This window comes from Paeniglutamicibacter selenitireducens, from assembly GCF_051550675.1.
Classification (GTDB): Bacteria; Actinomycetota; Actinomycetes; order Actinomycetales; family Micrococcaceae; genus Paeniglutamicibacter.
In genome coordinates, this window is the sequence record NZ_JBPULF010000010.1 from 100053 (window position 1) to 123708 (window position 23656).

22 protein-coding genes are annotated in these 23656 nt (G+C 67.9%); 15 read left to right on the forward strand and 7 right to left on the reverse strand.

What is annotated here, in order from left to right:
* Positions 1-97 precede the first annotated feature (97 nt).
* The 5 genes from ACSYDW_RS15985 (at position 98) to ACSYDW_RS16005 (ending at position 4931) form a co-directional block, all read left to right on the forward strand.
* Complete coding sequence (locus tag ACSYDW_RS15985; protein WP_438339720.1) at positions 98-790, forward strand: ABC transporter ATP-binding protein; 693 nt, start codon at positions 98-100, stop codon at positions 788-790.
* The gene (locus ACSYDW_RS15990) at positions 783-2480 is read left to right on the forward strand and encodes a DUF6297 family protein (RefSeq protein WP_438339721.1); all 1698 of its coding nucleotides are present in this window, start codon (positions 783-785) and stop codon (positions 2478-2480) included. Before ACSYDW_RS15985 ends, ACSYDW_RS15990 begins: the two co-directional genes overlap by 8 nt.
* Before the next feature lie 137 nt (positions 2481-2617).
* A complete protein-coding gene (locus tag ACSYDW_RS15995; protein ID WP_438339722.1) occupies positions 2618-3847 on the forward strand; it encodes an MFS transporter in 1230 nt (409 codons plus the stop codon).
* Between the two features lie 129 nt (positions 3848-3976).
* Positions 3977-4417 (forward strand): MarR family winged helix-turn-helix transcriptional regulator, encoded by a 441-nt coding sequence (locus ACSYDW_RS16000; protein ID WP_438339723.1) that lies wholly within the window; start codon positions 3977-3979, stop codon positions 4415-4417.
* A 91-nt stretch (positions 4418-4508) separates the two neighbouring features.
* A complete protein-coding gene (locus ACSYDW_RS16005) occupies positions 4509-4931 on the forward strand; it encodes an organic hydroperoxide resistance protein (RefSeq protein WP_438339724.1) in 423 nt (140 codons plus the stop codon).
* A gap of 74 nt (positions 4932-5005) precedes the next feature.
* On the opposite strand, the gene tgt is transcribed toward ACSYDW_RS16005, so the two are convergent.
* Together tgt and ACSYDW_RS16015 are read right to left on the reverse strand one after the other, a co-directional pair.
* Positions 5006-6313: a tRNA guanosine(34) transglycosylase Tgt gene (tgt, locus tag ACSYDW_RS16010; RefSeq protein WP_438339725.1), complete on the reverse strand. Its 1308-nt coding sequence runs from the start codon at positions 6311-6313 to the stop codon at positions 5006-5008.
* A gap of 84 nt (positions 6314-6397) precedes the next feature.
* Positions 6398-6889, reverse strand: a complete 492-nt coding sequence (locus tag ACSYDW_RS16015) for a hypothetical protein (RefSeq protein ID WP_438339726.1) — start codon at positions 6887-6889, stop codon at positions 6398-6400.
* A gap of 257 nt (positions 6890-7146) precedes the next feature.
* Here ACSYDW_RS16015 and ACSYDW_RS16020 point away from each other — a divergent pair, with 257 nt between their 5' ends.
* Complete coding sequence (locus ACSYDW_RS16020) at positions 7147-8217, forward strand: FUSC family protein (RefSeq protein WP_438339727.1); 1071 nt, start codon at positions 7147-7149, stop codon at positions 8215-8217.
* Here the strand turns inward: ACSYDW_RS16020 and ACSYDW_RS16025 are convergent.
* Positions 8214-8753, reverse strand: a complete 540-nt coding sequence (locus ACSYDW_RS16025; RefSeq protein WP_438339728.1) for an NUDIX hydrolase family protein — start codon at positions 8751-8753, stop codon at positions 8214-8216. The two genes, ACSYDW_RS16020 and ACSYDW_RS16025, sit on opposite strands and share 4 nt — an antisense overlap.
* A 166-nt stretch (positions 8754-8919) precedes the next feature.
* Here ACSYDW_RS16025 and ACSYDW_RS16030 point away from each other — a divergent pair, with 166 nt between their 5' ends.
* A complete protein-coding gene (locus tag ACSYDW_RS16030) occupies positions 8920-10359 on the forward strand; it encodes an MDR family MFS transporter (protein WP_438339729.1) in 1440 nt (479 codons plus the stop codon).
* Between the two features lie 93 nt (positions 10360-10452).
* Here ACSYDW_RS16030 and ACSYDW_RS16035 read toward each other — a convergent pair whose 3' ends face one another.
* The gene (locus ACSYDW_RS16035; protein ID WP_438339791.1) at positions 10453-11439 is read right to left on the reverse strand and encodes an Lrp/AsnC family transcriptional regulator; all 987 of its coding nucleotides are present in this window, start codon (positions 11437-11439) and stop codon (positions 10453-10455) included.
* A 163-nt stretch (positions 11440-11602) separates the two neighbouring features.
* On the opposite strand from ACSYDW_RS16035, the gene ACSYDW_RS16040 reads away from it, so the two are divergent.
* The gene (locus ACSYDW_RS16040) at positions 11603-12850 is read left to right on the forward strand and encodes a M20 metallopeptidase family protein (RefSeq protein WP_438339730.1); all 1248 of its coding nucleotides are present in this window, start codon (positions 11603-11605) and stop codon (positions 12848-12850) included.
* A gap of 169 nt (positions 12851-13019) precedes the next feature.
* Entirely contained in the window at positions 13020-14276 is a 1257-nt protein-coding gene (locus tag ACSYDW_RS16045; protein WP_438339792.1) for an MFS transporter, read from the forward strand.
* Between the two features lie 106 nt (positions 14277-14382).
* Here ACSYDW_RS16045 and ACSYDW_RS16050 read toward each other — a convergent pair whose 3' ends face one another.
* The 3 genes from ACSYDW_RS16050 to ACSYDW_RS16060 all read right to left on the reverse strand — a co-directional run bounded on the left by ACSYDW_RS16050 (position 14383) and on the right by ACSYDW_RS16060 (position 17221).
* Positions 14383-15492, reverse strand: a complete 1110-nt coding sequence (locus ACSYDW_RS16050; RefSeq protein ID WP_438339731.1) for an NADH:flavin oxidoreductase/NADH oxidase — start codon at positions 15490-15492, stop codon at positions 14383-14385.
* Between the two features lies 1 nt (position 15493).
* The gene (locus ACSYDW_RS16055; RefSeq protein ID WP_438339732.1) at positions 15494-16267 is read right to left on the reverse strand and encodes a hypothetical protein; all 774 of its coding nucleotides are present in this window, start codon (positions 16265-16267) and stop codon (positions 15494-15496) included.
* Between the two features lie 66 nt (positions 16268-16333).
* Complete coding sequence (locus tag ACSYDW_RS16060; protein WP_438339733.1) at positions 16334-17221, reverse strand: MurR/RpiR family transcriptional regulator; 888 nt, start codon at positions 17219-17221, stop codon at positions 16334-16336.
* A gap of 89 nt (positions 17222-17310) precedes the next feature.
* On the opposite strand from ACSYDW_RS16060, the gene ACSYDW_RS16065 reads away from it, so the two are divergent.
* Genes ACSYDW_RS16065 through ACSYDW_RS16090 form a run of 6 tightly spaced genes read left to right on the forward strand, consistent with a single transcriptional unit; the run spans position 17311 to position 23655 of the window.
* Complete coding sequence (locus tag ACSYDW_RS16065; protein WP_438339734.1) at positions 17311-18531, forward strand: C45 family autoproteolytic acyltransferase/hydrolase; 1221 nt, start codon at positions 17311-17313, stop codon at positions 18529-18531.
* A gap of 19 nt (positions 18532-18550) precedes the next feature.
* Positions 18551-20203 carry an ABC transporter substrate-binding protein gene (locus tag ACSYDW_RS16070; RefSeq protein WP_438339735.1) on the forward strand — a complete coding sequence of 551 codons (1653 nt, stop codon included), beginning with the start codon at positions 18551-18553 and terminating at the stop codon, positions 20201-20203.
* Positions 20204-20209: 6 nt separating this feature from the next.
* Complete coding sequence (locus tag ACSYDW_RS16075; RefSeq protein ID WP_438339736.1) at positions 20210-21160, forward strand: ABC transporter permease; 951 nt, start codon at positions 20210-20212, stop codon at positions 21158-21160.
* Positions 21157-22011 carry an ABC transporter permease gene (locus tag ACSYDW_RS16080; protein ID WP_438339737.1) on the forward strand — a complete coding sequence of 285 codons (855 nt, stop codon included), beginning with the start codon at positions 21157-21159 and terminating at the stop codon, positions 22009-22011. The genes ACSYDW_RS16075 and ACSYDW_RS16080 overlap by 4 nt, the downstream gene beginning before the upstream one ends.
* A gap of 4 nt (positions 22012-22015) precedes the next feature.
* On the forward strand, positions 22016-22810 hold the full coding sequence (locus tag ACSYDW_RS16085) for an ABC transporter ATP-binding protein (RefSeq protein ID WP_438339738.1): 795 nt from the start codon (positions 22016-22018) through the stop codon (positions 22808-22810).
* On the forward strand, positions 22807-23655 hold the full coding sequence (locus tag ACSYDW_RS16090) for an ABC transporter ATP-binding protein (protein WP_438339739.1): 849 nt from the start codon (positions 22807-22809) through the stop codon (positions 23653-23655). Before ACSYDW_RS16085 ends, ACSYDW_RS16090 begins: the two co-directional genes overlap by 4 nt.
* The last annotated feature ends 1 nt before the right edge of the window (position 23656 follow it).

Below are 23656 nucleotides of genomic sequence, written 5' to 3' on the forward strand. Positions count from 1 at the left end.
TTTTGGTTTTGCCTCCGGTGGAGGACCCGCGTCGCCTGACGAAAATCATCAATTGTGCTGAAGGGCCCGGGCGCGGGTTGGGGATACCTTCGAGAATATGGACAGCACCTCGAGGGAATTGCTCAGGGCCACCGACCTGGTGGCCGGATACGGCCAGCAGGACGTCTGTGGGCCCATCAGCCTGCTGGTCGAGCCGGGCCAGTCGCTGGGCATCGTCGGGTTCAACGCCGCGGGCAAATCGACGCTGCTGCGCACCCTCGTCGGCTACCAGGAACCCGTGAGCGGGGAATCGGTCATCCTGGGGTCGTTTACCGACGACTCCAGCTTCATCTACCGCAAGGCCGTCTCGGTGGTCCTCGACGAGGACGCCTTCTTCCCCTCGCTCAGCGTCGAGGAACACCTGCAGCTCATCGCCGGCGGGCATGCGGTCGCCAACCCGCAGGCCGCGGTGGACCGGGAACTCGAATTCTTCGACCTCGCCGCGGCCAGGACAGAACTTCCGAAGCGGCTCTCCTCCGGGCAGCGCCGGCGGTTGCTTCTGGCGGCCGCCTTGCTGCGCCCGTGCCAACTGCTGGTGCTGGACGAGCCCGAACAGCGGCTGGACCCGACGATGCGTGCCGCGTTGGCTTCGCGCCTGCGCCGGCAGGTGGATTCCGGGACAGCGATGTTGGTGGTCACCCACGACGCGGAATTCCTCTCAAGCGTTGCCGACTCCGTCCTGGTGGTTTCCGACGGGCGCGTCATTGCGTCCACCGTTGCCGAAGGTGCGGCGGCGATCGCCCATGCCTGACCCCGTGGCCGTGCCCGACGGGGTGCCTGTCGACTTCGACCCGTGGAAGCGGCACCGGGTCGTGGAGAAGAAAATCCGCAGGGAAGACTTCTGGGAGCGCATGGGGGATGCCTACATTTCCATGCTCGCGGCGGGGATCGCCGTGGCCTACGCGGCAGGCATCGCACACGCGTTTTCCGCCTCGTTCCGGGTGGGTGCCGAAGGAGGGGTGGTCGGCGACGGAATCGGTGTTGTTCCCGGTGAATCCGCGGCTTCCGCGCTGGTTCTGCTGGGACTGCTTGCCGGCCTTTCGCTGATGTCCAGGCTGGGGCCGGTGGCGGTGGACAGTGCCCAGGGGTTTTGGTGGCTGGGCCTGCCCGTGGACCGGACGCCGTTCCTCTCGCGGCTGCTGCGCCAACGGCTTATCGCCACCTGCCTCTACGGCCTGCTCTTGTGGCTTCCCATCGGGTATGGCTCGGTGCTGGGAGGTCTCTCGCAGGGAAGTCCCGCGGGCGTGTTGTTGGGGGCGCTGAGTCTGGGGTTGCTCTTTGTGCTGCTGTCGTTGCTGGCGGCCCTGGTGCAAACCCGCGGCTGGGCACCGCAGTTCCATAGCGTGGTGAATGCCCTCTACCTGGCCGTTGCGGCTGCCTACGGGGCCGATGTCCTGTTGCGTCTCACGGGTACCGGCTCCTTGGAGGAAACCTGGGCGGTGTTGCCGTCAGCCATTCCCGCCACGGTGCAGGAGGGGGCTTGGTGGATTCCGGCGGTCCTGCTGGCCACTGTCGCAGCTGCGTCCATGGGCATACGGGGACACCTTCAGCGCATCCCAAGCCGCGATCTGGTTTCCAAGGGCGCCGCCAGCGCGCATGCCGGTGCCGCCTTGGCGCTGATGGATGACAAATCCTTGTCGGTCGCTATCGATCAGGCCGGGGAACGCGAAACCAGGCGAAGCGCAGCCCGGCGAGAGCGCATGCGCAAACGAGGGGGCGATGCATTTTCACGCATGCTCCCGGCGTCCCTCGTGCGTGGCCCATTTTCCGCGCTGGTCCGGGCCGATGCCTTGGTACTGCTGCGCGCGCCAAAGGTTCGCCGTGGCCTGCTGGTTGGTTGGGGAATCCCCGCGGCCGGGATCTTTGCCGTCCAAGGCGGGCAGCCGCTGGTCCTTGGGACCCTGGTTTTGGTGGGTTCCTGCGTGGCAGCCAAGGCGGCTTCGGCGGCAGCCTCCCAGGCCTCCGACGTTCCGGCGCTCGAATCCATCATCCCGCTGGGTCGCGGTGCCATGCGGCAGACCCATGCTGCGGTGGCGGCAATGCTGTTGGTTCCCTGGGGTGTTGGGCTGGCTGCGCTGTTGGCGTGGGCGGTTTCCGTCGATGCCTCGTCACTGCCGGTGTTTCTGGGCTTGGGTGCGCTCGCCGGAGCTTCACTGGCCGCCGGCGCGGTGCGCTTGGCCTACCGGCCACCCCTGGACTGGGGGTCGGTGATGCTGCTTGCGACACTCGGGAATGCGACAGGTCCCATGATCCAGCACTTCACGCATGGGTACGACGTCATGGTGGTTTCAATGATCGCCCTTGTCGCAGGGCTCTTCCTGGATCCGCTGCCGCCCACGTTGGTGGTTATTGCCGCGGTCGTGGCAGCCATCTGCTGGGGTGTCGGAACCTCGGTGGCCGTGAACTCGAAGGTCCATGGGATTGACGGAAAGTCCGCTTAGGGTGCGGAGGAAGTCCACGTGCGCTGGTGGTTAACACGGGCGACACCTATCGCCGGGCTTCGGCCCGCGCGTGCAAAGCTGGAGGATGTGCCGGCCGTGATCCGGACGCCACCGTTGGATGAGCCGAAAGGACCGCCGTGGAGATCCCGGCCAAGCGCCCGCCACTGAGCCTGCTGGGCACGCTCCTGGCCGCAGTGGGGATCGCCCCGTTGCTGACCTACGGCCTGAGTGCCACAAGCGACCTTGTCATTTCCGATCTTGGCATCAGCACCGCGCAGTTCGGGCTGCTGGCCACCGTGTGCTTTGCCTGTGCGGCGATCGGCAACGCGGTCTTCGGGAGGTTCGCCGACAGGCAGCCGGACCGGACACTGTTGCTGGCGGTTTTCGGCTTGGCGACAATGGCCCTGTTGCTGGCCGCGATCCCGGGTGGCTACATCCTGTTGCTGGTGGCCTCGGGCTTCGCCGGGCTCGCCCAGTCCTTCCCCAACGGGGTGACGAACAGGATCCTCGCCGAGAGGGTTCCCGCCGAGTACCGCATCGGGTGGATCGGCGTGAAGCAGTCGGGCGTCCAGGTCAGCCAGCTGGTGGCAAGCCTCGGGTTTCCCGCGCTGGCCGCGTGGATCGGCTGGCACGGTGCCAGCGCGGCGGGTGCCGTCCTTGCCGGGTTGCTCGGCTTCCTCGCCCTGCGGTCGCTCGCGGCCGTCCCGCTCCTTCCCCCGGCGCCTGCGCCGGGCGCTTCGGCTGCCCCGCGAGCCCATGGCCAGCCGGCTTCCCCGGTGGCCAGCACGAGGTTCATCATCGCCGCGCTTGCCGTGTTTGGCTTCGTGAACGGCATGGGCGTGCAGGCAACGAACGTGTACCTGCCGCTCTTTGCGGTGCGTGAACTCGACTTCTCGCTGGTGCTGGGTGGGCTCACCGCGGCCGCTGCCGGGGCGATAGGCGTCGGTGCCCGCGTGGGGTGGGGCCGCATGATGAGTCGCGGGGTTGCCGCGCCCAAGCTGATGCTGCTTCTGGCGGCGATGGCCGTCTGCGGCGCCGTGGCGTTCCTTGCCGCCGGCGCGACGGGCCATGCCCCGCTTCTCTGGCTGGCCGTGGCGCTGCACGGGGCCTCGGCATTGGGCGTGTCGGTGGTGCTGATGGCCGCCCTGCTGCGCAGCGTGCCGGCCTCCTCCATGGGATCTGCCACCGGGTGGGTGTCGGCCGGGCAGTTCGGCGGCTTCACGATCGGCCCGCTGGCCATGGGGGCGCTGGTCGGATCGCCGGGAGGCTTCGCGGCCGGATGGGCCGCCGTCGCGCTGACCTACGCCACCTGCGTGGCGTTGGGTGTGTATCTGGTCATGCGGCGCCGTCCTTCGGCGCAGCGGTAGAAGGGCGCCCGAGGGGCCACTGCCGGTTCCCGACGTAAGCGTCGACGTGCAGGCCCCGATCCCTGGTGATTTCCGGCATATTTCGATAATTGGTTGTGTACAACTAAGTTGTGTGCAACCATGTTAAGCATGTCAATCGTCGATGAAATGGTCTGCTTTTCGTTGTACTCGGCCACCCGGGCCACCACGAGGGCGTACGCCGAACTGCTGGCCCCGTGGGGCCTCACCTATCCCCAGTACCTCGTCCTGGTGGTCCTCTGGTCTGAGGGCGACAAATCGGTGAACGAACTCGGCGAGATGCTCCAGCTTGATTCGGGAACCCTGTCGCCGCTGCTGCGCCGGATGGAGGCAAAGCTCCTGATCGAACGCAAGCGGGTCCACGAGGACAACAGGGTGGTCACCATTGCCCCGACCGAGCAGGCCGGCAAGTTGCGCGGGGAACTGGGACACATCCCCATGAGCATCGCCTGCGCCACGGGCCTGCCGGACGTGGCCACGGCCAGGGAACTCATCGACACCTTGCAGAAGCTGACGGCGGCCATGGGCCGGCTGGGCAAGGACAACGGCTAGACGCCGCCCAACCGGGCGGAAACGCCCCCTGATTTTCGTTTTCACCGTGGCGCCACAGTGCCACACCCACGACCTTGGAAAGGTATACACCATGAACGCCCTGTACACAGCCGAAGCCCTCTCCACCGGACAAGGGCGCGAGGGCCGCGTCGCAACCCCGGACGGAAGCATCGACCTGGCCATGACTCCCCCCAAGGAGCTGGGCGGGGCGGGCACCGGAACCAACCCCGAGCAGCTGTTCGCCGCCGGATTCGCGGCCTGCTTCCACTCGGCGCTGCATGCCGTGGCGCGTAGCAGGAAGACCAAGGTCGAGAACTCGAGCGTGGGTGGCCGCGTCTCGATCGGCAGCAACGGGGAAGGCGGCTACCAGCTGGCCGTCGTGCTCGAGGTGGTCATTCCGGACATGCCGCACGAACAGGCCCGCGAGCTCGCCGACGCGGCGCACTTGGTCTGCCCGTACTCCAACGCCACCCGCGGAAACATCGAGGTCACGGTCGTGGTGTCCGACGACTAGGACCTCCCGGCGGGAGGGAAAGCACGGGGGGATGCCGCGCCGGGTTTCCGGCGCGGCATCCCCCCGTTTTTGACCTAGGCTGCGGGGACCGGGTCCGGCAGGCCCTGCGGGTCAGGCTGGCCCGCGTAGTACTTGGCCATGACGTCGGCCTTCATCTCGTGGAAGGTTCCGTCCTCGATGGCTTGGCGTGCGTCGTCGACCATCTTCACCACGAAGTGCTCGTTGTGGATGGAAATCAGCGTGTGGCTGAGGATTTCCTTGGACTTGAACATGTGCTGGATGTAGGCGCGTGTGTAGTGCTTGCACGTGTAGCATTCGCAGCCCTCGGCCAGCGGGGTGAAGTCCGTCCTGTACCGGCGGCCCGAGAGGTTGAAGCGGCCGTACGGGGTGTAGAAGGCCGAGTTGCGGGCCACGCGGGTCGGGGAGACACAGTCGAAGGTGTCCGCACCGTTCTCGATGGCGGTGAAGATGTCGTCGGGCTCGGAAATGCCCAGCAGGTGGCGCGGCTTGTTCTCCGGAAGCTCCTCCGCGCACCAGCCCACGATGGTGCCAAGGTTCTCCTTCTCCAGCGCGCCGCCGATGCCGAAGCCGTCGAAGGACATGGCGCCGAGGTCCTGGCAGGCCTTGCGGCGCAGGTCCTCGTACTGGGCGCCCTGGATGACGCCGAAGAGCGCCTGGTATTCCTTGCCGGTGCGCTCGTCGGTGAGGTTGAAGTGTTCGCGGACGCAGCGCTCGGCCCACAGCCGGGTGCGTTCCAGCGACTCGACCTGGTATCCGCGGGAGTTCTGCAGCGTGGTCAGCTCGTCGAACGCAAACATGATGTCCGCGCCGATCTCGTGCTGGACTCTCATGGAGATCTCGGGGGAGAAACGGTGCTTGGAACCATCGAGGTGGGACTTGAACCAGACCCCGTCGTCGTCGACGTTGGCTAGGCGCTCCTTGCCCGGGGCCACGGCGTCGTCCGGGCCGGACTGGTCCACCAGGTTCATGTCGATGACCTTCTTGAACCCGGAGCCCAGGCTCATGACCTGGAATCCGCCGGAGTCGGTGAAGGTGGGGCCGGGCCAGTTCATGAACTTGCCAAGGCCGCCCGCGGCGTCGAGCAGGTCCGAACCCGGCTGCAGGTACAGGTGGTAGGCGTTGGCCAGGACTGCCTGGGCGCCCAGCTCCGCCACGGCCTCCGGGAGGATCGCCTTGACCGTCGCCTTGGTGCCCACGGCGATGAATGCGGGGGTCTTGATCTCGCCGTGCGGGGTCTTGATGACACCGGTGCGCCCGCGGGCCGTGGAGCCGTCGGCGTTTTTCAGCCGGGTCCCGACCTCGAAGGAGAAATCGCTCTGGCGTGGATGGGGCGCTGTGGGGTCAAAAGAATCGTGGGGCACCTATCTAGTGTGCCGCATGCTCCGTGAAACGGCTGAAAAACCCGAAGTGCGCTGGCTCACCGCGTTCGCGGGAGACTGGGACAACTAGTGCATGAACGCCTTGAGCAAGACGACGCCCACGCCCAGCAGCGCGGTCCCGAGCCCCACCCGCAGGCGTAGCGACGTGTTGCGTGTCCATGTTCCGGCCGAGAAATAGCCGAGCAACCCCAGCAGGCCCGCATCCACCCAGAGGGCCGTCCACAGGGCGGTGTCGTCGCTGACAAGGTTCAGCACGCCCAGCAGCACGATGGCCAGCGGAACGACAGCGGCGAAGAGCAGCCCCGCCGAGTGGGCGAAGGCGTAGCGGAGGGACTCGCCGAACGGCGACTTGGCATCGGAGACCGAACCCATGCGGGAAACGGCCATCGCGAAGACGTGAGCGAGCCAGAAGACAACGACCGTTCCGGCGACCTTCAGGAAAACCTGGCCCGAGGTGGCCTCGTACTGGTTGGTGACCAGCAGCAGGGCCGAAACCACGACCAGCCCGTACACCGCCGACTCGGAAAAGAAGTCGGCCTTCGAGATCTTGTATCCCATCGGTCCCCCAGTCAACGCATCCGCGGCCGCATTGTGTGGCCGGCAGGTTGCTTGAGTCTAGCGGCGAAGCCCCCGCCGCCGGGTGATGGTGCGCAGAGGCCGGCACGAGGCAGCCGGAAAATGCGGCAACCGTGACGGACCCGACCCCGGGCGCCGGGCCGCAATCGTGCATCGGACACCTCCCGCGGGCGTAGCGTGGATAACCGAGGCCCGGAAACGGATTCCTGCGGGCCCGCGATTCGAAACGGGGCTGCCAGATGGGCGAAAAGTTCGGGGGCCTGCTGACGCTGGGCCCGGCACGGGACGACCACTGGATTGCCTTGCGCACCGGCATGGGTGTGTTCGTGCCCCTGTTGGCGCTGCTGGCCCTGGGCCGGCTGGACCTGGTGCCGTTCGTGGTGTTCGGCGCCTTTACCGGCGTCTACGGCCGGGTGCCGGGCTATGCCAACCGGTTGGCCGCTCAATCCAAGGCTGGCGGGCTGTTCCTGGCCGTGATCCTGGCGGCCGCGCTGAGCTCGACCCACCTGGTGGACCACTCGGATCCGGTGCGCGCAGGTTGGATGATTGTCCTGCTGACCACCGCTGTGTCGGGCATCTGCGCGGTGGCCGCGGGACTGCTGCAGTTGCGTCCCGGCGGATCGCTCTTCCACATCTTCGCCTTCGCGGCGATCGCCTCGATGCCGAACCAGCCGCCGGTGGCCCAGTCGCTGGGCGCCGCACTGGCCGTGGTGCTGCTGGCCATCGTGATCGGGTTCTCGGGCATGCTGGTTCCCGGTTCCGGGGGATGGGGACGGCTCACGCAGCCTCCCGCACTGTCCCGGAACATGCGCACGGCCATCTGGTGGGAGGCGTTCTTCTATCTGGTTGCCGCGGGCCTGGCCGGAAGCATCGCCACGCTGCTGGCCCCGGCACTCCTGACCGGTCACAGCTATTGGGCCATGGTCGCTGCTGTGGTGCCGCTGGTCGGGCACACCACCCGGCACCGGGTGCGCAGGGGCATCCACCGAGTGCTCGGCACACTCACCGGCATTGTGCTGATGGCAGCGATCATCGCGTTCCAGCCGCCGGTATGGGTGCTGCTGGTCCTGGTCGGCCTGCTGCAGGTATGCGCCGAGCTGTTCATCGCCCGGAACTACTTCATTGCGCAGATCTTCGTGACCCCGCTGGCCCTGATGGGGGCCTCGATCGGCACGGGCCTGGGCACCGGACTGCTCTACGACAGGGTGCTGGAAACCCTGATCGGCTCGGCGGTCGGCATCGCGGTGGTGTTGCTGGGTTCGCTGTTCGGCACCTGGTACAGGCGCCGAACAGCGAACCCGGAGCGTTAGCGGATATAGCCCACGTGGGCGAGGGCCTGGCGCACCAGGTTCCCGCGACCGCCGGCGAATTCGTCCTGGATGTTCGGGCTCAGCGCCTCTTCAGGTGTCAGCCACGTCAGCTCCAACGCGTCCTGGCGCGGGGAGCATTCGCCGCGCATCGGAACGATGTAGGCCATCGCCACGGCATGCTGGCGCTCGTCGGTCAGACCCGTCTCGGACGGGGACGGGAAGTACTCGGCGACGGTGAAGGGGGCCGGGCTTGGCGGGAGCTGCGGCATGGCCATCGGACCCAGGTCCTTCTCGATGTGGCGGATGAGCGCCGCACGGATCGTTTCGCGGTACACGACGCGGCCCGAAACGAAGGTGCGGAGCATCCTGCCCTCCGGGTCTGCGGTGAGCAGCAGCCCCAATTCGGTGACGTAGCCGAGGGGATCCAGCCGTACCGGGATCGCCTCGACGTAGAGCATCGGCAGGCGGGCACGAGCCTCGTAGAGGTCTTCGTCGGACAACCAGCCGGGATGTGGATCCGGAGTGCGTACGTTCATGTTCTCCATCTTGGCGCATGGGTGCCCCAATGGCGATCTCGGTGTCGTCGTGTTGTCCCGCAGGATGCCGAGAATTAACCACCGTACGGGAATGAAATGACTGTGCCGAACGCTAGACTCAGATGTTCACCAACCACCAAACACTTCATGGAAGAGGCCACACTACGTGACCGAGACCAATACCCGGCTCAATCCCAAGGACCTGGCCACCATTACGGTGCTGATCATTTCCGCCTTCATCGTGATCCTCAATGAGACGATCATGAACGTTGCCCTGCCCGTGCTGATGCACGAGTTCAAGGTCAGCGAGGAAGCCATCCAGTGGCTGGCAACGATCTTCATGCTCACCATGGCCGTCGTCATCCCCGCCACGGGATTCCTGCTGCAGCGCTTCAGCACCCGCGGGGTCTTCCTGCTGGCCATGGGCCTGTTCTCCACAGGCACGCTGCTGGCCGCGGCGGCCCCGAGCTTCGGGGTACTGCTTGGTGCCCGCGTGATCCAGGCTTCCGGCACAGCGATCATGATGCCGCTGCTGATGACCACCATCCTCGACCTGGTGCCCGCGCACCGCCGAGGCGTGATCATGGGCAACGTCTCGATCGTGATCTCTGTGGCACCGGCCATCGGGCCGACCCTTTCCGGGCTGATCCTGCAGTTCCTGAACTGGCGCTTCATGTTCCTGATCGTCGCGCCGATCGCGATCGCCGCATTGTTCATCGGCGCCCCGCGCCTGAACAAGAACGCGGAGGCCTCCGGCACCCCGCTCTCGATCCCCTCGATCATCCTGTCCGTCCCGGCCTTCGGCGGCCTGGTCTACGGCCTGAGCAAGCTCTCCTCCAGCGGGCTGGATGCCACCACGCTGGCCGTGCTGGTGGTTGCGGTGCTGGCCCTGGTGAGCTTCGTGATGCTGCAGCTGAAGCTGCAGCGCAAGGACCACGCACTGTTGGACCTGCGTCCGTTCACCTACCGCCCGTTCACGCTTTCGCTGGTGCTGATGGTGCTGGCCATGGTGGCAATGTTCGGCGTCATCATCCTGCTGCCGATGTACCTGCAGAACGTGCGCGGCCTCGACACCCTGGCCACCGGCCTGATGCTGCTGCCCGGCGGCCTGCTCATGGGCCTGCTGGCCCCGTTCGTGGGCCGTGCCTACGACAAGGTCGGCCCGCGCCCGCTGGTGATTCCCGGCTCGGTCATCCTGTCCCTGGTGCTTTTCGGATACTCACGCTTGCTCGGCGCCGAGACCCCGATCCCCGTGATCATCGGCCTGCACCTGACCATGTCGCTGTCCCTGGCGCTGATCTTCACCCCGGCGTTCACCACCGCGCTGAACCCGTTGCCGCACTCGCTGCACTCGCACGGTTCGGCGGTGCTCAGCACCCTGCAGCAGCTGGGCGGCGCCGCGGGCACTGCCCTGTTGGTTGGCGTGCTGGCTTCGCGGATTTCCGCGGGAGCCGCTGCCGGAACCGACCCGATCGCCGCGCAGATTTCCGGTTTCTCCGCGGGCTTCACCGTGGCCGCGATGTGCGCGTTGGGCATGGTCGTCGTGGCGCTGTTCCTGACCAAGGTCTCGGCCGAGGAACCCTCGGAACAGGCGAACGTACACTAGCCGCCGGCACGGCAACACCTGTGGTTCCGCCGATGCCCCGACCTCCTGGTCGGGGCATCGGTGCGTTAAGGCGTGGCGGGGCCGGGGGACCCCTCAGACGACGACCTCCCCGGTGGGGCGTCCCTCCACGTCCAGCATCCAGCCCATGCGCTTGAACGAGCGCACCCCCACGCATGATTCGACGATGGCGACACCGGGGACGCGGGCCGCAAGCTTGGCCTCGATGTCGGCGATGTCGGCGGGTATGCGCAATTGCATGGTGAAGGTGAAGTTCGCCGCCCCGGTGGTCGAGGCGCACAACCGCAGTGTGCGATGTTCCAGAAGGAATGCGGCAACCGCATCCTCGGAGCCCGCCGGCACGCGTGCGAACCACTGCACGGTCAGCGGGTGCCCGGTGTAGTGGCTCGCCAGTTCGCAGCGCAGCGTCACCATGCCCGTTTCAAGCGCCGTTTTCAGTGCGCGTCCCGTCGTGGAGGGATGCTGCCCGGTGGTCTGGGCGATTTCGGATGCGGTGGCCCGCCCGTCGCGCATCAGCACGTGCAGCATGGGCCAGAACGTGTCCGGGATGAGGGTCGGTCGGGCCACGGGTGGTTGGACCAGCCGTTGCAGGGACGCCGTCTGGGCGGGGGAGAGTACATCCAGGCGCCAGACGTTTCCCGTGGCGAAAAGCCTGGTGCACAGCGAGACCTTGATGCGTTGGACTCCCGTGGCGTTGCGGATTTGGGGAAGGACTTCGCGGGCCATGGTGACCCAGTCCGCAGCCAGACAGGTGAGCCGGAAGTCCGCGGCGCTGCTCGCATCGTCGACGGTGAGCACCTGGGAGATGGCGCAGAGGTCCTTGCAGGCTTGCTCGAGGAGTCCCGGGTTCGCCTGCACCTCGACGAAGGCCGTGCAATGCTGTTCGGGAAAGCCTCCCAAGTGTCCCAGCACCCAGGCCATGCGGTCCTCGCGCAATTTGTTCCACCGCGCGGAGAGCGTTGCGGGGTGCCTGCCCAGGACGGCACCCAACTCGGCCCAGCTGGCCCGCGGCGCGATTTGCAGCGCATTAACAAGCTGCAGGTCCTCGACGGGCAGTTCCATGCTCACCTTTCGGTTCTCCGTGCACAGGATCGCGGTTTTCTGCCCACCTTGCGCAATTTTTATCGAATTTTACCCCATTGATCTGCACGTGCCCCACTATCGAAAGTGATGCGGCTCACGAAGCGTAGGCCGCCGTCACCGATCTACAGGAAGCGACCCCGGCATGAGCAACACATCAACCTCAATCCTCCAGGACGCGCTGGAACTGGCTCCGGAAATCACGGAGCTGCGCCACGCGTTGCACCGGGCACCCGAGGTTGGGCTGCAGCTGCCCGGCACCCAGGAACGGGTGCTGGAATGGCTGGAGCCGCTGGGCTACGAAGTCACCCTGGGACAGGACCTGACCTCGGTGACAGCGGTCCTGCGTGGCGGTGCCGCGGCAGATCTCCCGGTCGGCGAGCGCCCCGCGGTGCTCTTGCGCGGTGACATGGATGGATTGCCGCTGACGGAAAAGTCCGGGATCGAGTATTCGTCGCAGACCGGAGACACCATGCACGCCTGCGGGCACGACCTGCACACCTCGATGCTTGCCGGCGCCGCAACCCTGCTGGCCGAACGCCGTGATTCCCTGGCAGGGGACGTCGTGCTCATGTTCCAGCCCGGCGAGGAGGGCTACGACGGCGCTTCCTACATGGTGCGCGAGGGGGTGCTCGAGGCCTCGGGCAAGAAGGTCGATGCCGCCTTCGGCCTGCATGTCATGAGTGCCATGGAGGAAACCGGCGTGTTTACCGCCAAGGGCGGCCCCGTCATGAGCGCCAGCGACGGCCTCTATGTCACGGTCCGCGGGGCCGGCGGCCACGGTTCGGCGCCATTCGCCGCCAAGGACCCGGTGACAGCGGCGGCGGAAATGGTCACTGCGCTGCAGACCATGGTCACCCGGCAGTTCAACATCTTCGACCCGGTGGTGATCTCCGTGGGTGTGCTGCGGGCCGGCACGGTGCGCAACATCATCCCGGACTCCGCCTACTTCGAGGCGACCATCCGCTCGTTCAGCGCCGAGGCCCACGACAAGCTCCAGACCTCCGTCCCGCAGCTGCTGCAGGGCATCGCCCGGGCCCACGGACTCGAGGTCGCTATCGACTACCGGACCGAGTACCCCACCACCATCAACGACGAGTCTGAGACGCTCTTCGCGCGCAACGCTGTCGAGGAACTCTTTGATGCCACAAGGTTCAAGGCCATGCGCGATCCGCTGGCCGGCAGCGAGGACTTCTCCCGAGTCCTGAACGAGGTTCCGGGCTCCTTCCTCTTCCTCTCCGCGCTGACCCCCGGAGCGGATCCGGCCACCGCCGAGTACAACCACTCGCCCTACGCCAGGTTCGACGACTCGGTGCTCCCCAGCGGCACCGCGCTCTACACGCACCTGGCCGTCAGCCGACTTCAAGCACTTCGTGCATCCGCGGCGCACTAGCCCGCACCCTCCCGCTTCTCCCAGGCCAGCACAGAAGGAACCCCACATCATGAGCGTCACAGAGAATTTTCCCCCGGCCACCGGGGTAGGCACCGACCCCGCCGTCCCGGCCCCGGCCGAGCCCGTGTCCCCGCACGGCGGGGCGCCGCAGTCCAAGGCGAAGGCCCTGATGGGCATCGGCGCCGGCAACGCCGTGGAATGGTTCGACTGGGCCATCTACGCGACGTTCGCCTCCTTCATTTCCGGACAGCTCTTCTCCAAGGCCGATGCGACATCGGCGTTCCTGGCCACCATGGCGATCTTCGCCGTCGGCTTCGTGGCACGGCCCTTCGGCGGACTGTTCTTCGGTCTGATCGGGGACAAGGTCGGGCGCAAGGCCGCCATGACCTTCGCGGTGGCGCTGGCCTCGGTGGGGTCGCTGATCATCGCCATCACCCCGACGTACGATTCCATCGGCGCCGCGGCCTCGCTGATCCTGCTGGTGGCCCGCCTGCTCCAGGGGCTGGCACACGGCGGCGAGATGCCCAGCGCGCAGACCTACCTGGCCGAGATGGCGCCGGCCCGCCAGCGCGGGCTGTACTCCACACTGATCTACTTCTCCGGAACCGCAGGCATCGTCGCGGGCACACTGCTCGGCGCGATCCTGACCATGACGCTGAGCAAGGAGCAGATGGCGGGCTTCGGCTGGCGCATCCCGTTCGCCATCGGCGCCCTGATGGGCCTGTACACCCTGATCATGCGCTCGCGGCTGAAGGAGACCGCGCAGTTCGAGGAGCAGAAGGCCGCCAAGGCCGAGCTGGGGGACCGCGGACCCTCGGTGTTCTCGCAGGTCATCGCCAACTGGCGCAAGGCGGTGCAGGTCATCGGCCTGACCGTGGGACTCACGGTGGTCTACTACATCTGGTCGGTGTCCACCCCCGCCTACGCGATCTCCGCGCTGAAGATGGATCCGGCAGCGGCCCTGTGGACCGGGGTGGCGGCGAACATCGTCTTCATGGTGGCGCTGCCGTTCTGGGGCAGGCTTTCGGACCGCATCGGCCGCCGCCCGGTGCTGGTGATCTCCAGCGTCGGCGCCGCAGCCCTGCAGATCCCGATGACGGCGTTTGTCCGCGGCGAGGCCTGGCAGCTGTTCATCTCGATGTCGGTCATGCTCATCTTCATCGCCGCCTCCGCCTCGATCGTCCCGGCCGTGTACGCCGAACTGTTCCCGACAGCGATCCGCACCGTCGGCGTGGCGATCCCGTACGCCATCTGCGTGGCGGCCTTCGGCGGCACCGCGGCCTTCCTGCAGGCCGGCTTCGCCGCCTGGTTCGGCATGGCCGCCGGAGCGATGGTCTTCTCCGTTTACGCCATGGTCCTGTTGCTGGTCAGTGCGTTCACCGCCTACCGGCTGCCGGAATCGGCGGGCAAGGAGCTGCACGCCTGATTGTGCGCCGGCACCGGCCCCCGACGGCAGCAAACCGGGCATCCACCCCGCAGGGGGTGGGTGCCCGGTTTTTGTTGGCCCGGTTTGGCTGTGCCAGGGCGGGATCCTACCAGTTGGCGCGCCAGTACTGGGCGGGGAACGGGATGTTCTCGTGCGGCTCGCCGAGTTCGGCTGCGGCGACCGCCGGCCAGTTCGGGTTCTTCAGGGCTGCGCGGCCGATCGAGACCCCGTCGGCGGCACCTGTCACCAGGATCTGCTCGGCCTGGGCCGGTTCGGTGATCAGGCCCACGGCCGTGACGAACGCATCGGGAACCACGGCCTTGACCGCGGCGGCCAAAGGCACCTGGAAACCGGGGCCGCCGGGCCCGCGGTAGGCGCCGATCCCGGCGCTGGAGAGGTCGAAGGCGCCAACGCCCAGCGCGAAGGCCTCTGCGGCGAAACGCACGGTGTCGGCGATGCGCCAGCCTCCCTCGACCCAGTCGTCGCCCGAAAGCCTGATGGCCAGCGGCTTGTGCGCCGGCCAGGCCCCGCGCACCTCGGCGATGACCTGGCGGAGGTAGCGTGTGCGGTTTTCGTAGCTGCCCCCGTAGGCGTCGGTGCGCTTGTTGGTGAGCGGGGAGAGGAACTGGTGGACCAGGTAGCCGTGGGCGGCATGGATCTGCACGACGTCGAACCCCGCGGCGTCCGCCCTCCGGGTGGCCTCGGCCCAGTCGGCCAGGGACGCGTCGATCATTTCCTGCGTCATGGGGGTCGCCGGGGACAGGCCCATCGCGTCGGTGGCGGAGGGGCCGATGGTTTCCCAGCCGCCGTCCCGGGCGCTGAGGTTTCCGCGTTGCCCGGCGGACGCATGGGCCGGCAACCAGGCGTAGGTCGAGGCCTTGCCGCCGGCGTGGGCCAGCTGGATCCCGGCTGCGGCCCCCTGGGAGTGGATGAAGTCGACGATGGGGGCCCAGGCCGCGGCCTGCTCGTCGTTCCAGATCCCGGTGTCAGCATCGCTGATGCGTCCCTGGGCGGTGATGGCCGTGGCCTCGGTGTACACGAGCCCGAACCCGCCGGCGGCCCGGGCACCCAGGTGGGCCAGCTGCCAGGCGTGCGGCACCCCGTCGTGCCGGGTGATCGAGTACTGGCACATGGGTGCCAGCACCGTGCGGTTGCGCAGTTCCAGCCCGCCGCCGTCGGGGGTGCCCAGGACGGCCGCGGTAAACAGTTTGCTCATGTCAGTGGGCAACCTGTTCGCCGGGAGCGCTATTCCCCGTGGGACCTGTGCAGGTGACCCGGAGCCGGCCCGAATCGGGGTGTGCCACGGACAGGACCGCGTGCCGTCCGCCACCGGGCAGCCGGACGTCGAACCCCGCCAGGGCCAGCCGCCGTTCCAGGTCCGCGGCGGTTCCGGCGTATTCGAGGTGCAGCCCGAGGGTGGGTTCGCCGCTTGCCCGCACCTCGACGTATCCGCCGTGCTTGGCCCGGTACCTGCTGGTTTCTCCGTCCCCCGAAGCCTGCGCGGCCTCGGTTTTGGCCCCGATGTTGGCCAGGGTGGATTCGGCGCCGGCGACGTCCGTGGTGCCCCAGTGCGCCACCACCGCGGTGCCGCCCGCGGCCGGGCCCCCGGGTCCCGGGGTCCCGTCGGTGTGCAGGGGGTCGACGGGGCGGGCGTCGAAGGCTGTCCCGTCGGGTGCCACGATGTCAGCAACCTCCACCGCCATGTGGCCGACCCCTTCGGTGCGCATCCGCACCGGGGTCCCGTCGCCGATGGTCCACTGCGCGAACTTCAGCACGTCGCGCACCTCGAACCCCAGCCGGATGCCGAACGTGTCCGCATCGACCAGCAGGATGCGTCCGGCATCGGCGGCCAGGCACCGGCCCGCCGCCACGCCGAGGCCTGAGGCGAGGTCGCCGGCGGGAACCCGGAGCTCCCGGAGTCCCAGCGCGGTGAGCAGCGCCGCCCATTCGGTGGCATGCGGGGTGTGCAGGATCGGCCTGACGCGCAACATCGGTGTTCCTCCTGGGGGAAATGCGGGGTTTTGTGTGGTGGTCCGGCGGTACCGGGAAGGCGGGGATCAGTAGCCCAGGCGCGCCCGGATGTCGTTGAGCACGTGCGAGGAACGCAGGGCGATGTCCGGCCCGACGGCCGTGATCCCCTGGGCGAGGATGTCGCTGACGAGGATGGCCGTGAACCCGTCGGAGGTGAGGCCGGTGGGCGTCAGCGGTGCGCGAAGCACCACCGAGACGCTCTGCGGGAGTTTCTCGTGCAGGTGGTCGGTGACAAGGATGATGTTTCCCCCCACGAGCTGGGCCTGGTCGACCAGCGCCTCGATGTCGCGGGTCTTGCGGCCCGGCGAGAAGACCACGAGCGTGTCCTGGGCCTCGAAGTGCAGGATCTCGTCGGCCAGCCGGAATCCGTCGCTGGTGAGCCGCCGGGTGTTGATCCCCGTGCGGCCCAGGCGGATCGCCAGGTGGTCGGATGCCGCGGCCGAGGAACCGAGCCCGTAGCAATACACCGTGCGTGAGCGGATCAGGAGGTTGATGGCCTGCGTCAGGGACTCGTCGGAATTCGCGCTTCGGCCCAGCTCGACAAGCCCCTGGGCCTCGGACCAGATCTCGTGCTGGATCCGCCCGATGTCCTGGCCCAGGTGGTCGATGCGCTGCTGCAGGCGCACTGCCGGGGCAACGCTCGAGGTCAGGGGTGCGGCGATCTCCTGCTTGAGTTCGGAGAGCCCCGAGTAGCCCAGGGACTGGAGCGTGCGGACCACGGTGGCGTTTGAGGTCTTGCTCTGCTGGCCGAGGTCCGCCGCGCTCGAGTACAGCAGGTGTTCGGCGGACATGGCGGAGAGCGCCCGGCAAACCGCGCGTTCGGCGCGGGAAAGCCCGTCCCAGGACCGGGCGATCCTGTCGCGCAGACGCGTGATCGACGGATTTGCTGTATCGGTTGTTACAAAGTCATCCATGTGTGTAAGATCTCATTCATGTTCACGAACTTCTGTAATGGTTGTTCCATACACTACCCGGTTTGCCGGGACATAGAGAGGACGCTCGCGTGAGCACCACACCCATCCGACTAGTCGAGATCAGCGGCACGCCGCGCCAGCGCGGCCAGCAGTACGGCGAGCAAGCACGCGATCTCATTGGCAAGGCCATCGGCTACTACGCCGCCGCGCTGGGAGAGCAGACAGGCATGGCCTGGCCGGACATCACCCGCTCGGTTCTCGCCTGGCAGGAGCTGTGCGAGCAGCTGGCACCGCACCTGGTGGAAGAAATGCGCGGCATCGCCGAAGGAGCGGGCGTCGCCTACGAGGAAATCCTGGCGCTGAACCTGCGCGGTGAATTCGTGCACAGCCACCGCGCCCGGCAGGCCGGCCACGGCGCCGCACTGGACGCGCACGAGATCGACGAGGAGGAACGCAGCTCGGTCGACGGCTGCACCTCGTTCTTCCTCACCGGCGCCGCGAGCGGAACCGGCCACACGCTGATCGGCCAGAACTGGGACTGGCGGACACTGACCGCCGAAACGACAATGGTGCTGCGCATCAAGCAGGATCCGCTGCCCACCATCGTGATGCAGGTGGAAGCCGGCCAGGTGGGCCGGCATGGCGCAAACTCGGCAGGCATCGCCCTCAACGCAAACGGCCTGGGCGGAACCTTCGGCTCGGAGCGCGGCCTGCCGCAGACCCTCATCCGCCGCCTCGTGCTGGACCAGTCCGATCTCGCCTCGGCACTCAAGACGCTCGTGAAGACAAAGCCCCACATTGCCAGCAACGCCCTGCTGGCGCACCGCAGCGGCTTCGGGGTCGACATCGAGACCACGCCCCACGGCATCGACTGGATCTACCCCGAGGGCGACATGATCGCGCACACCAACCACTACCAGGCGTCGGTTCCGCCGCAGCTCGCCGGCCGCTACCGCCCCGCCTCCGTCGACTCGCTCATCCGCCTCCCGCGCGTGAGCTCGGGGCTGCGCAAGGTCGCTGCAGCGACGACCGCCGAGGAGGGCCGCGAACTTGTCCGCGCTGCGATGTCCGACCACCTGGGATACCCGGAGGGCGTCTGCACGCACCCCGTGCCCTCCGCCGACCCGCTGAAGCAGTGGTCGACCCTGCTTTCCAGCTGTGTCGACCTGACCAGCGGCGAGTACCACGTGGCCGCCGGCTACCCGTGCCAGACCCCGTACACCCGCCTCCCCTGGAACATCTACGACGGCCCGGGCGGCGCCGATAACTCCCTGTCCCTTTCAGTATTCCCTGCAACAACCCACCATTAACGCAAGGAGACGTATCCAGATGACAAACACGAAGAACCGATGGCTTGCCTCGGCGCTCGGCATGGCGGCAATTGCCTCCCTCGGCCTGACCGCCTGCGCGTCGGGAAACCCCGCAAACGGGGGTTCCGCCGGCCAGGAACTCAAGGTCCCGTTCAACCCCTCGTCGCCGACGGCGGCGGGTTCCCTCGAGACAGTGACATGGATGTTGCCGGGCGAGCCGACGACGCTGGACTCCGACATCGACGCGACGACGCCCGATGACATGATCCTGGCGAACACCTGCGACAGGCTGATGCAGGTCCGGCCTGACCTGTCGCTCGGCCACGGTGTCGCCTCGGACGCGCAGTGGAAGGACGACACGCACCTGCTGCTGACGATCCGCCAGGACGCCACCTTCCACGACGGCAGCAAGGTCTCCACCGCCGACGTCCTGTGGAGCATGAAGCGCCACGCGGCCGAGGGCGCCGGGGAATCGGACGAATACAAGAACGTCGTCTCGATCGACCAGACGGCCGACGACCAGATCACCGTGACCACCACGCAACCCGACGCGATCTTCCTGCAGGCGATGGCCGGGGACGGCGGCATCGTCTGGAACCCGCGCGTCATCGAGGCCGAGGGCGACAAGTTCGGCAGCCCGACCTCGGCCTCCGCATGCGGCGGCCCCTACGAGGTGGAAGAATGGACCCCCGGCCAGCAGCTGACGCTGGTGCGCAACGAGGACTACTGGCAGAAGGACCGGATCGGCAAGACCGGCCGCGTGGTGCTGCGCTGGGCCGACGAGGCAGCGACAATCAACAGCCTGACTGCCGGCGAGGTCCAGGGCGCGTACTTCGAAAACCCCGCCGCCGCCCGGCCGTTCGTTTCCAGCACCACGAACTCGGTGTTCCAGGGACCCTCCACGAACGCGTGGGTTGCCGAGGCCACGCCGAAGGGCGCGCTCACGGACGTGCGCCTGCGCCGGGCCCTGTCCCTGGCCATCGACCGCGAGGGCATCGCGAACGCCGCCTTCGGCGGGCTCGCACAGCCGTGGAAGACCCCCGTGGGATCCGGCGCCTGGGGCTACGAGCTCGAGACGTTCAAGGCTGCGTACGACCAGCTCCAGGGCGCCCCCGCGAAACCAAGCGATGCGGACCTCGAGGCGGCGAAGAAGCTGGTGGCCGAGGCCGGTGCCCCGCAGGAACCGCTGGTCATCGCGTCGAACGGGTCGCCCGTGCACAACGTGATCGCCGGTGCGCTGATGGACGCCGCCAAGAAGATCGGCCTCGAGGCCGGCATCCTCGCGGTGCCCGAGGTGCAGTACGGCGACTTCTACAACGACGAGCAGCTGCGCAACTCGGCGGACCTGTGGCCCGATGTCTACTACATCTCCAAGGCAGACCCGCTGGGCTTCTACAAGAACGGCCGGTCCGACTCGGCACGGAACTTCGTCGGCTACAACGACCCCGAGTACGACGCCCTCGTTGATGCGGGCTACGCGGCGACCGACGACGCCAAGCGCGCCGGGATCACCGTCGAGCTCGAGAAGAAGTGGGTGGAGAACGCCGTCTGGCTGCCGGTCGTCGCGACACCCGCCACGCTGGTGATGTCCAACCAGGTCACCGGCGCACCCTCCTCCGCGGCCTACCTCTACTACCCGTGGGCCGCAGACATCGGCAGCGAGAAGGGGTAACCGGCCATGTCCCGCATGATCCGAAAAACCGGTGGGCTGCTGCTGACCCTCGTGATCGCCTCCTTCGTGATCTTCGCCGCGATGTTCGCGGCACCCGGAGACCCGGTGACCTTCCTCATCGGCAGCTCCGAGGACGTCACCCCGGAGCGGATCGAGAGCGTCAGGGCCCAGTACCACCTCAACGAGCCGCTGGTTGCGCAGTACTGGCACTGGGCCTCGGGCGTCTTCACCGGCGACCTGGGCGACTCCTTCAAGTACCGCCAGCCCGTGGCGATGATCCTTGCCTCGCGCGTGCCTGTCACGCTCTCGCTCGTGGCCTATGCCGCGGTGCTGATGTGCGTCTTCGGCATCGGCCTGGGAATCCTTGCCGCGGTCAGGCGCCGGCGCACCACCGACACGCTGATCGTCGGTGGCACGACGCTCGCGGCGAGTGTCCCGGCCTTCGTGCTGGGCATCGCCCTGGTGGCGCTTTTCGCGGTGGAACTCCAATGGTTCCCCGTCGCGGGCGCCGGCAGTGGCGGGCTTGACCGGCTGCATGCCCTGACGCTCCCGGCGATCACGCTTTCGCTCGGGGCGCTGGCCATCATCAGCCGGGTCACCCGGCAGTCGATGGTGGAGCAGTTCGATTCCGAGCACGTCGAGGCGGCGAGGGCCACCGGCCTGCGCGAGCGCTACATCGTCCGGGACCACGTGCTTCGCGGTGCCTGGGGCCCGATCCTGACGATGGTCGCCCTGGTGACGGCGAGCATGATCGCCGGCACGGTCGCGGTCGAGACCGTTTTCGGCATCTCGGGCATCGGGTCGCTGCTCGTCGAGGGCATCAACACCCACGACTTTCCACTCGTCCAGGCGGTGCTGCTCTTCATGGTGGTCGCCTACATGGCTGTGACGACCCTCGTGGACCTCTGCCTGCCGTTGCTGGACCCCCGAATCAAGGAACAGGCGGTGACATCATGAGCGTGGCCATGGCCCCGCGCACCCCGGTGCGGCGGGGGAAAAGGAAGGGCAATCCGCCCGGCTTCTGGATCGCCGCGGGCTTCCTGGCCCTGGCGGTGCTCGCGGCCCTCGCGGGCCCGTTCCTAGCCCCGCACGCCGCGGACGAGATCGACTTCTCCGCCATCTGGGCCGGGCCCGGTCCTGGGCACCTGCTGGGCACCGACCAACTCGGCCGGGACCTCTTCTCCAGGCTGCTGATCGGCGCCGGGGAGACCCTGGTGGGGCCGGTGCTCCTGCTCGCGCTGGCCACCGTGCTGGGCGTCGCCATCGGCGTGGGTGCCGCATGGCGCGGGGGATGGGTCGACACCGTGCTGGCCCGGCTGACCGATGTCATGTTCGCGTTCCCCGGACTGCTGTTCGTCGTCCTGGTGATAGCGGTCTTCGGGAAGGGCAAGTGGACGGCGATCATCGCCTTGTCGCTGGCCTACGCCCCGGTGATCGCGAAGTACACGCGCAGCATTGCGCTCAGCGAGATGGCGCGGCCCTACATCGATGCGTACCGCTCCCAGGGGCTCGGAGGCTTCACCATCTGCGTGCGCGGCGTGGTCCCGAACCTGCTTCCGGCGCTCGTGGGGTTCCTGGTGGTCCAGTTCGGCGAGGTGCTCATGGGCCTGGCGACGCTGAGCTACCTCGGCTTCGGCGCCCAGCCGCCAAGCTCGGAATGGGGCCTCATGGTCCAGGAAGGGCAAGCCGGCATCGCGCAGGGGTACTTCCTGCCGACGCTGGTCCCGGGCCTCGCGATCGCACTCGTGGTCGTGGCCGTCAACATCGTCGGGGTGCGCATTGCCGACCGGCTCCAGGCAAGGGGATAGCGTCATGCTCTTGGAAATCAGCGACCTGCGGCTCGCCTTCGAACGCGACGGCGAACCCGTCGAGATCCTGCACGGGATCAGCCTCTCCGTGGCACCCGGCGAACTCGTCGGGCTGGTCGGGGAATCGGGCTCGGGCAAGTCGACGAGCATCCGTGCGGCCCTGGGCCTCTACGGGGACGAGGTGGCCCTGTCCGGCAGCATCCGCGTGGACGGCACCGAGATGATGGGCGCGGACCCCGGCACCGTGCGCGAGGTGCGTGCCGCCAAGGCGGCCCTCGTGCAGCAGGACCCGCGGGCCGCGCTGAACCCGGTGCGCCGCATCGGGGACTCGCTCGCCGAACGGCTCGTGCGCGTGCACGGCTGGAAGCGGGAGCGGGCCATGGCCCGGATCGTCGAACTGCTCGGCTCCGTGGGCATCACGCAGCCGGAGCTGCGGGTGCGCCAGTACCCGCACGAGCTCTCCGGCGGCATGCTGCAGCGCGTCGTGATCGCGGCAGCTCTGAGCACCGACCCGAGCCTGGTCCTCGCCGACGAGGCGACCAGCGCCCTGGATGTCACGACCCAGGCCGAGGTGCTCGCTATCTTCCAGCAACAGATCCGCGAGCGCGGGCTGGGCATGCTGTTCATCACGCACGACCTGCACCTGGCGGCCGCCATCTGCGACAGGATCTATGTGCTCAGGCGCGGCGAGATCGTGGAAACCCTGCGTGCGCCGGGGCTGTTCGCGGATGCCGTCCACCCCTACACGCGGAGCCTCATCGAGACCGCGCCCGTCATGAAGAAGAAGGTCGACTCGTGAGCCTCGTTGAAGTAAAAGACCTGCACCGCGTGTTCCACATGCGCCGCGGCGCGACCGACGTCAGGGACGTTGTCGCCGTCAACAAGGTGGGCTTCACCATCGAGGCGGGGGAGGCCGTGGGCCTTGTCGGCGAGTCGGGCTCGGGCAAGTCGACGATCGCCCGCATCCTCATGGGCCTGGAGCGGGCCGATTCCGGTTCGGTGTCCATCGACGGCGAGGACCGCCTGTCCCCGGCCCGCGGACGCCGCGAGCGGATGCGCCGGGCGCGCGCCGTGCAGATGGTGTTCCAGGACCCCAACGGAACGCTCGACCGGCACCTGACGGTCGGTGAGACACTGCGCCGTGCGCTTGCGGCCCACCGCATGGTCTCCACCCGGGCCGAGGCAACGGCGCGGGTGGCGGAGCTGCTGGACAGGGTCCGGTTGACCGGGAACCAGGGAAACGCGAAGCCGCACGAGCTTTCGGGCGGTCAGCGCCAGCGCATCGCCATCGCGCGGGCCCTGGCGCTGGAGCCGAAGCTCGTGGTGCTCGACGAGGCCGTCTCGGCCTTGGATGTCTCGGTCCAGGCCCAGGTGCTCGAGCTGCTGGGGGAGATCCAGCGCGACTCCGGGGTCAGCTACCTGTTCGTCAGTCACGACCTCGCGGTGATCCAGGAATTGTGCCAGCGTTCGCTGGTGCTGTTCCGGGGTGCCATCGTGGAGCAGGGGCCGACCTCGCAGGTGCTCTCCACCCCGCAGCACCCGTACACGGAGTTGCTGGTTGCCTCAACGCCCGGCCCCGGCTGGGATCCCCGCCGGGTCGTGCGGGCGCGGCAGGGGTTCATGCAGGGCATGCAGGTGCTGTAGG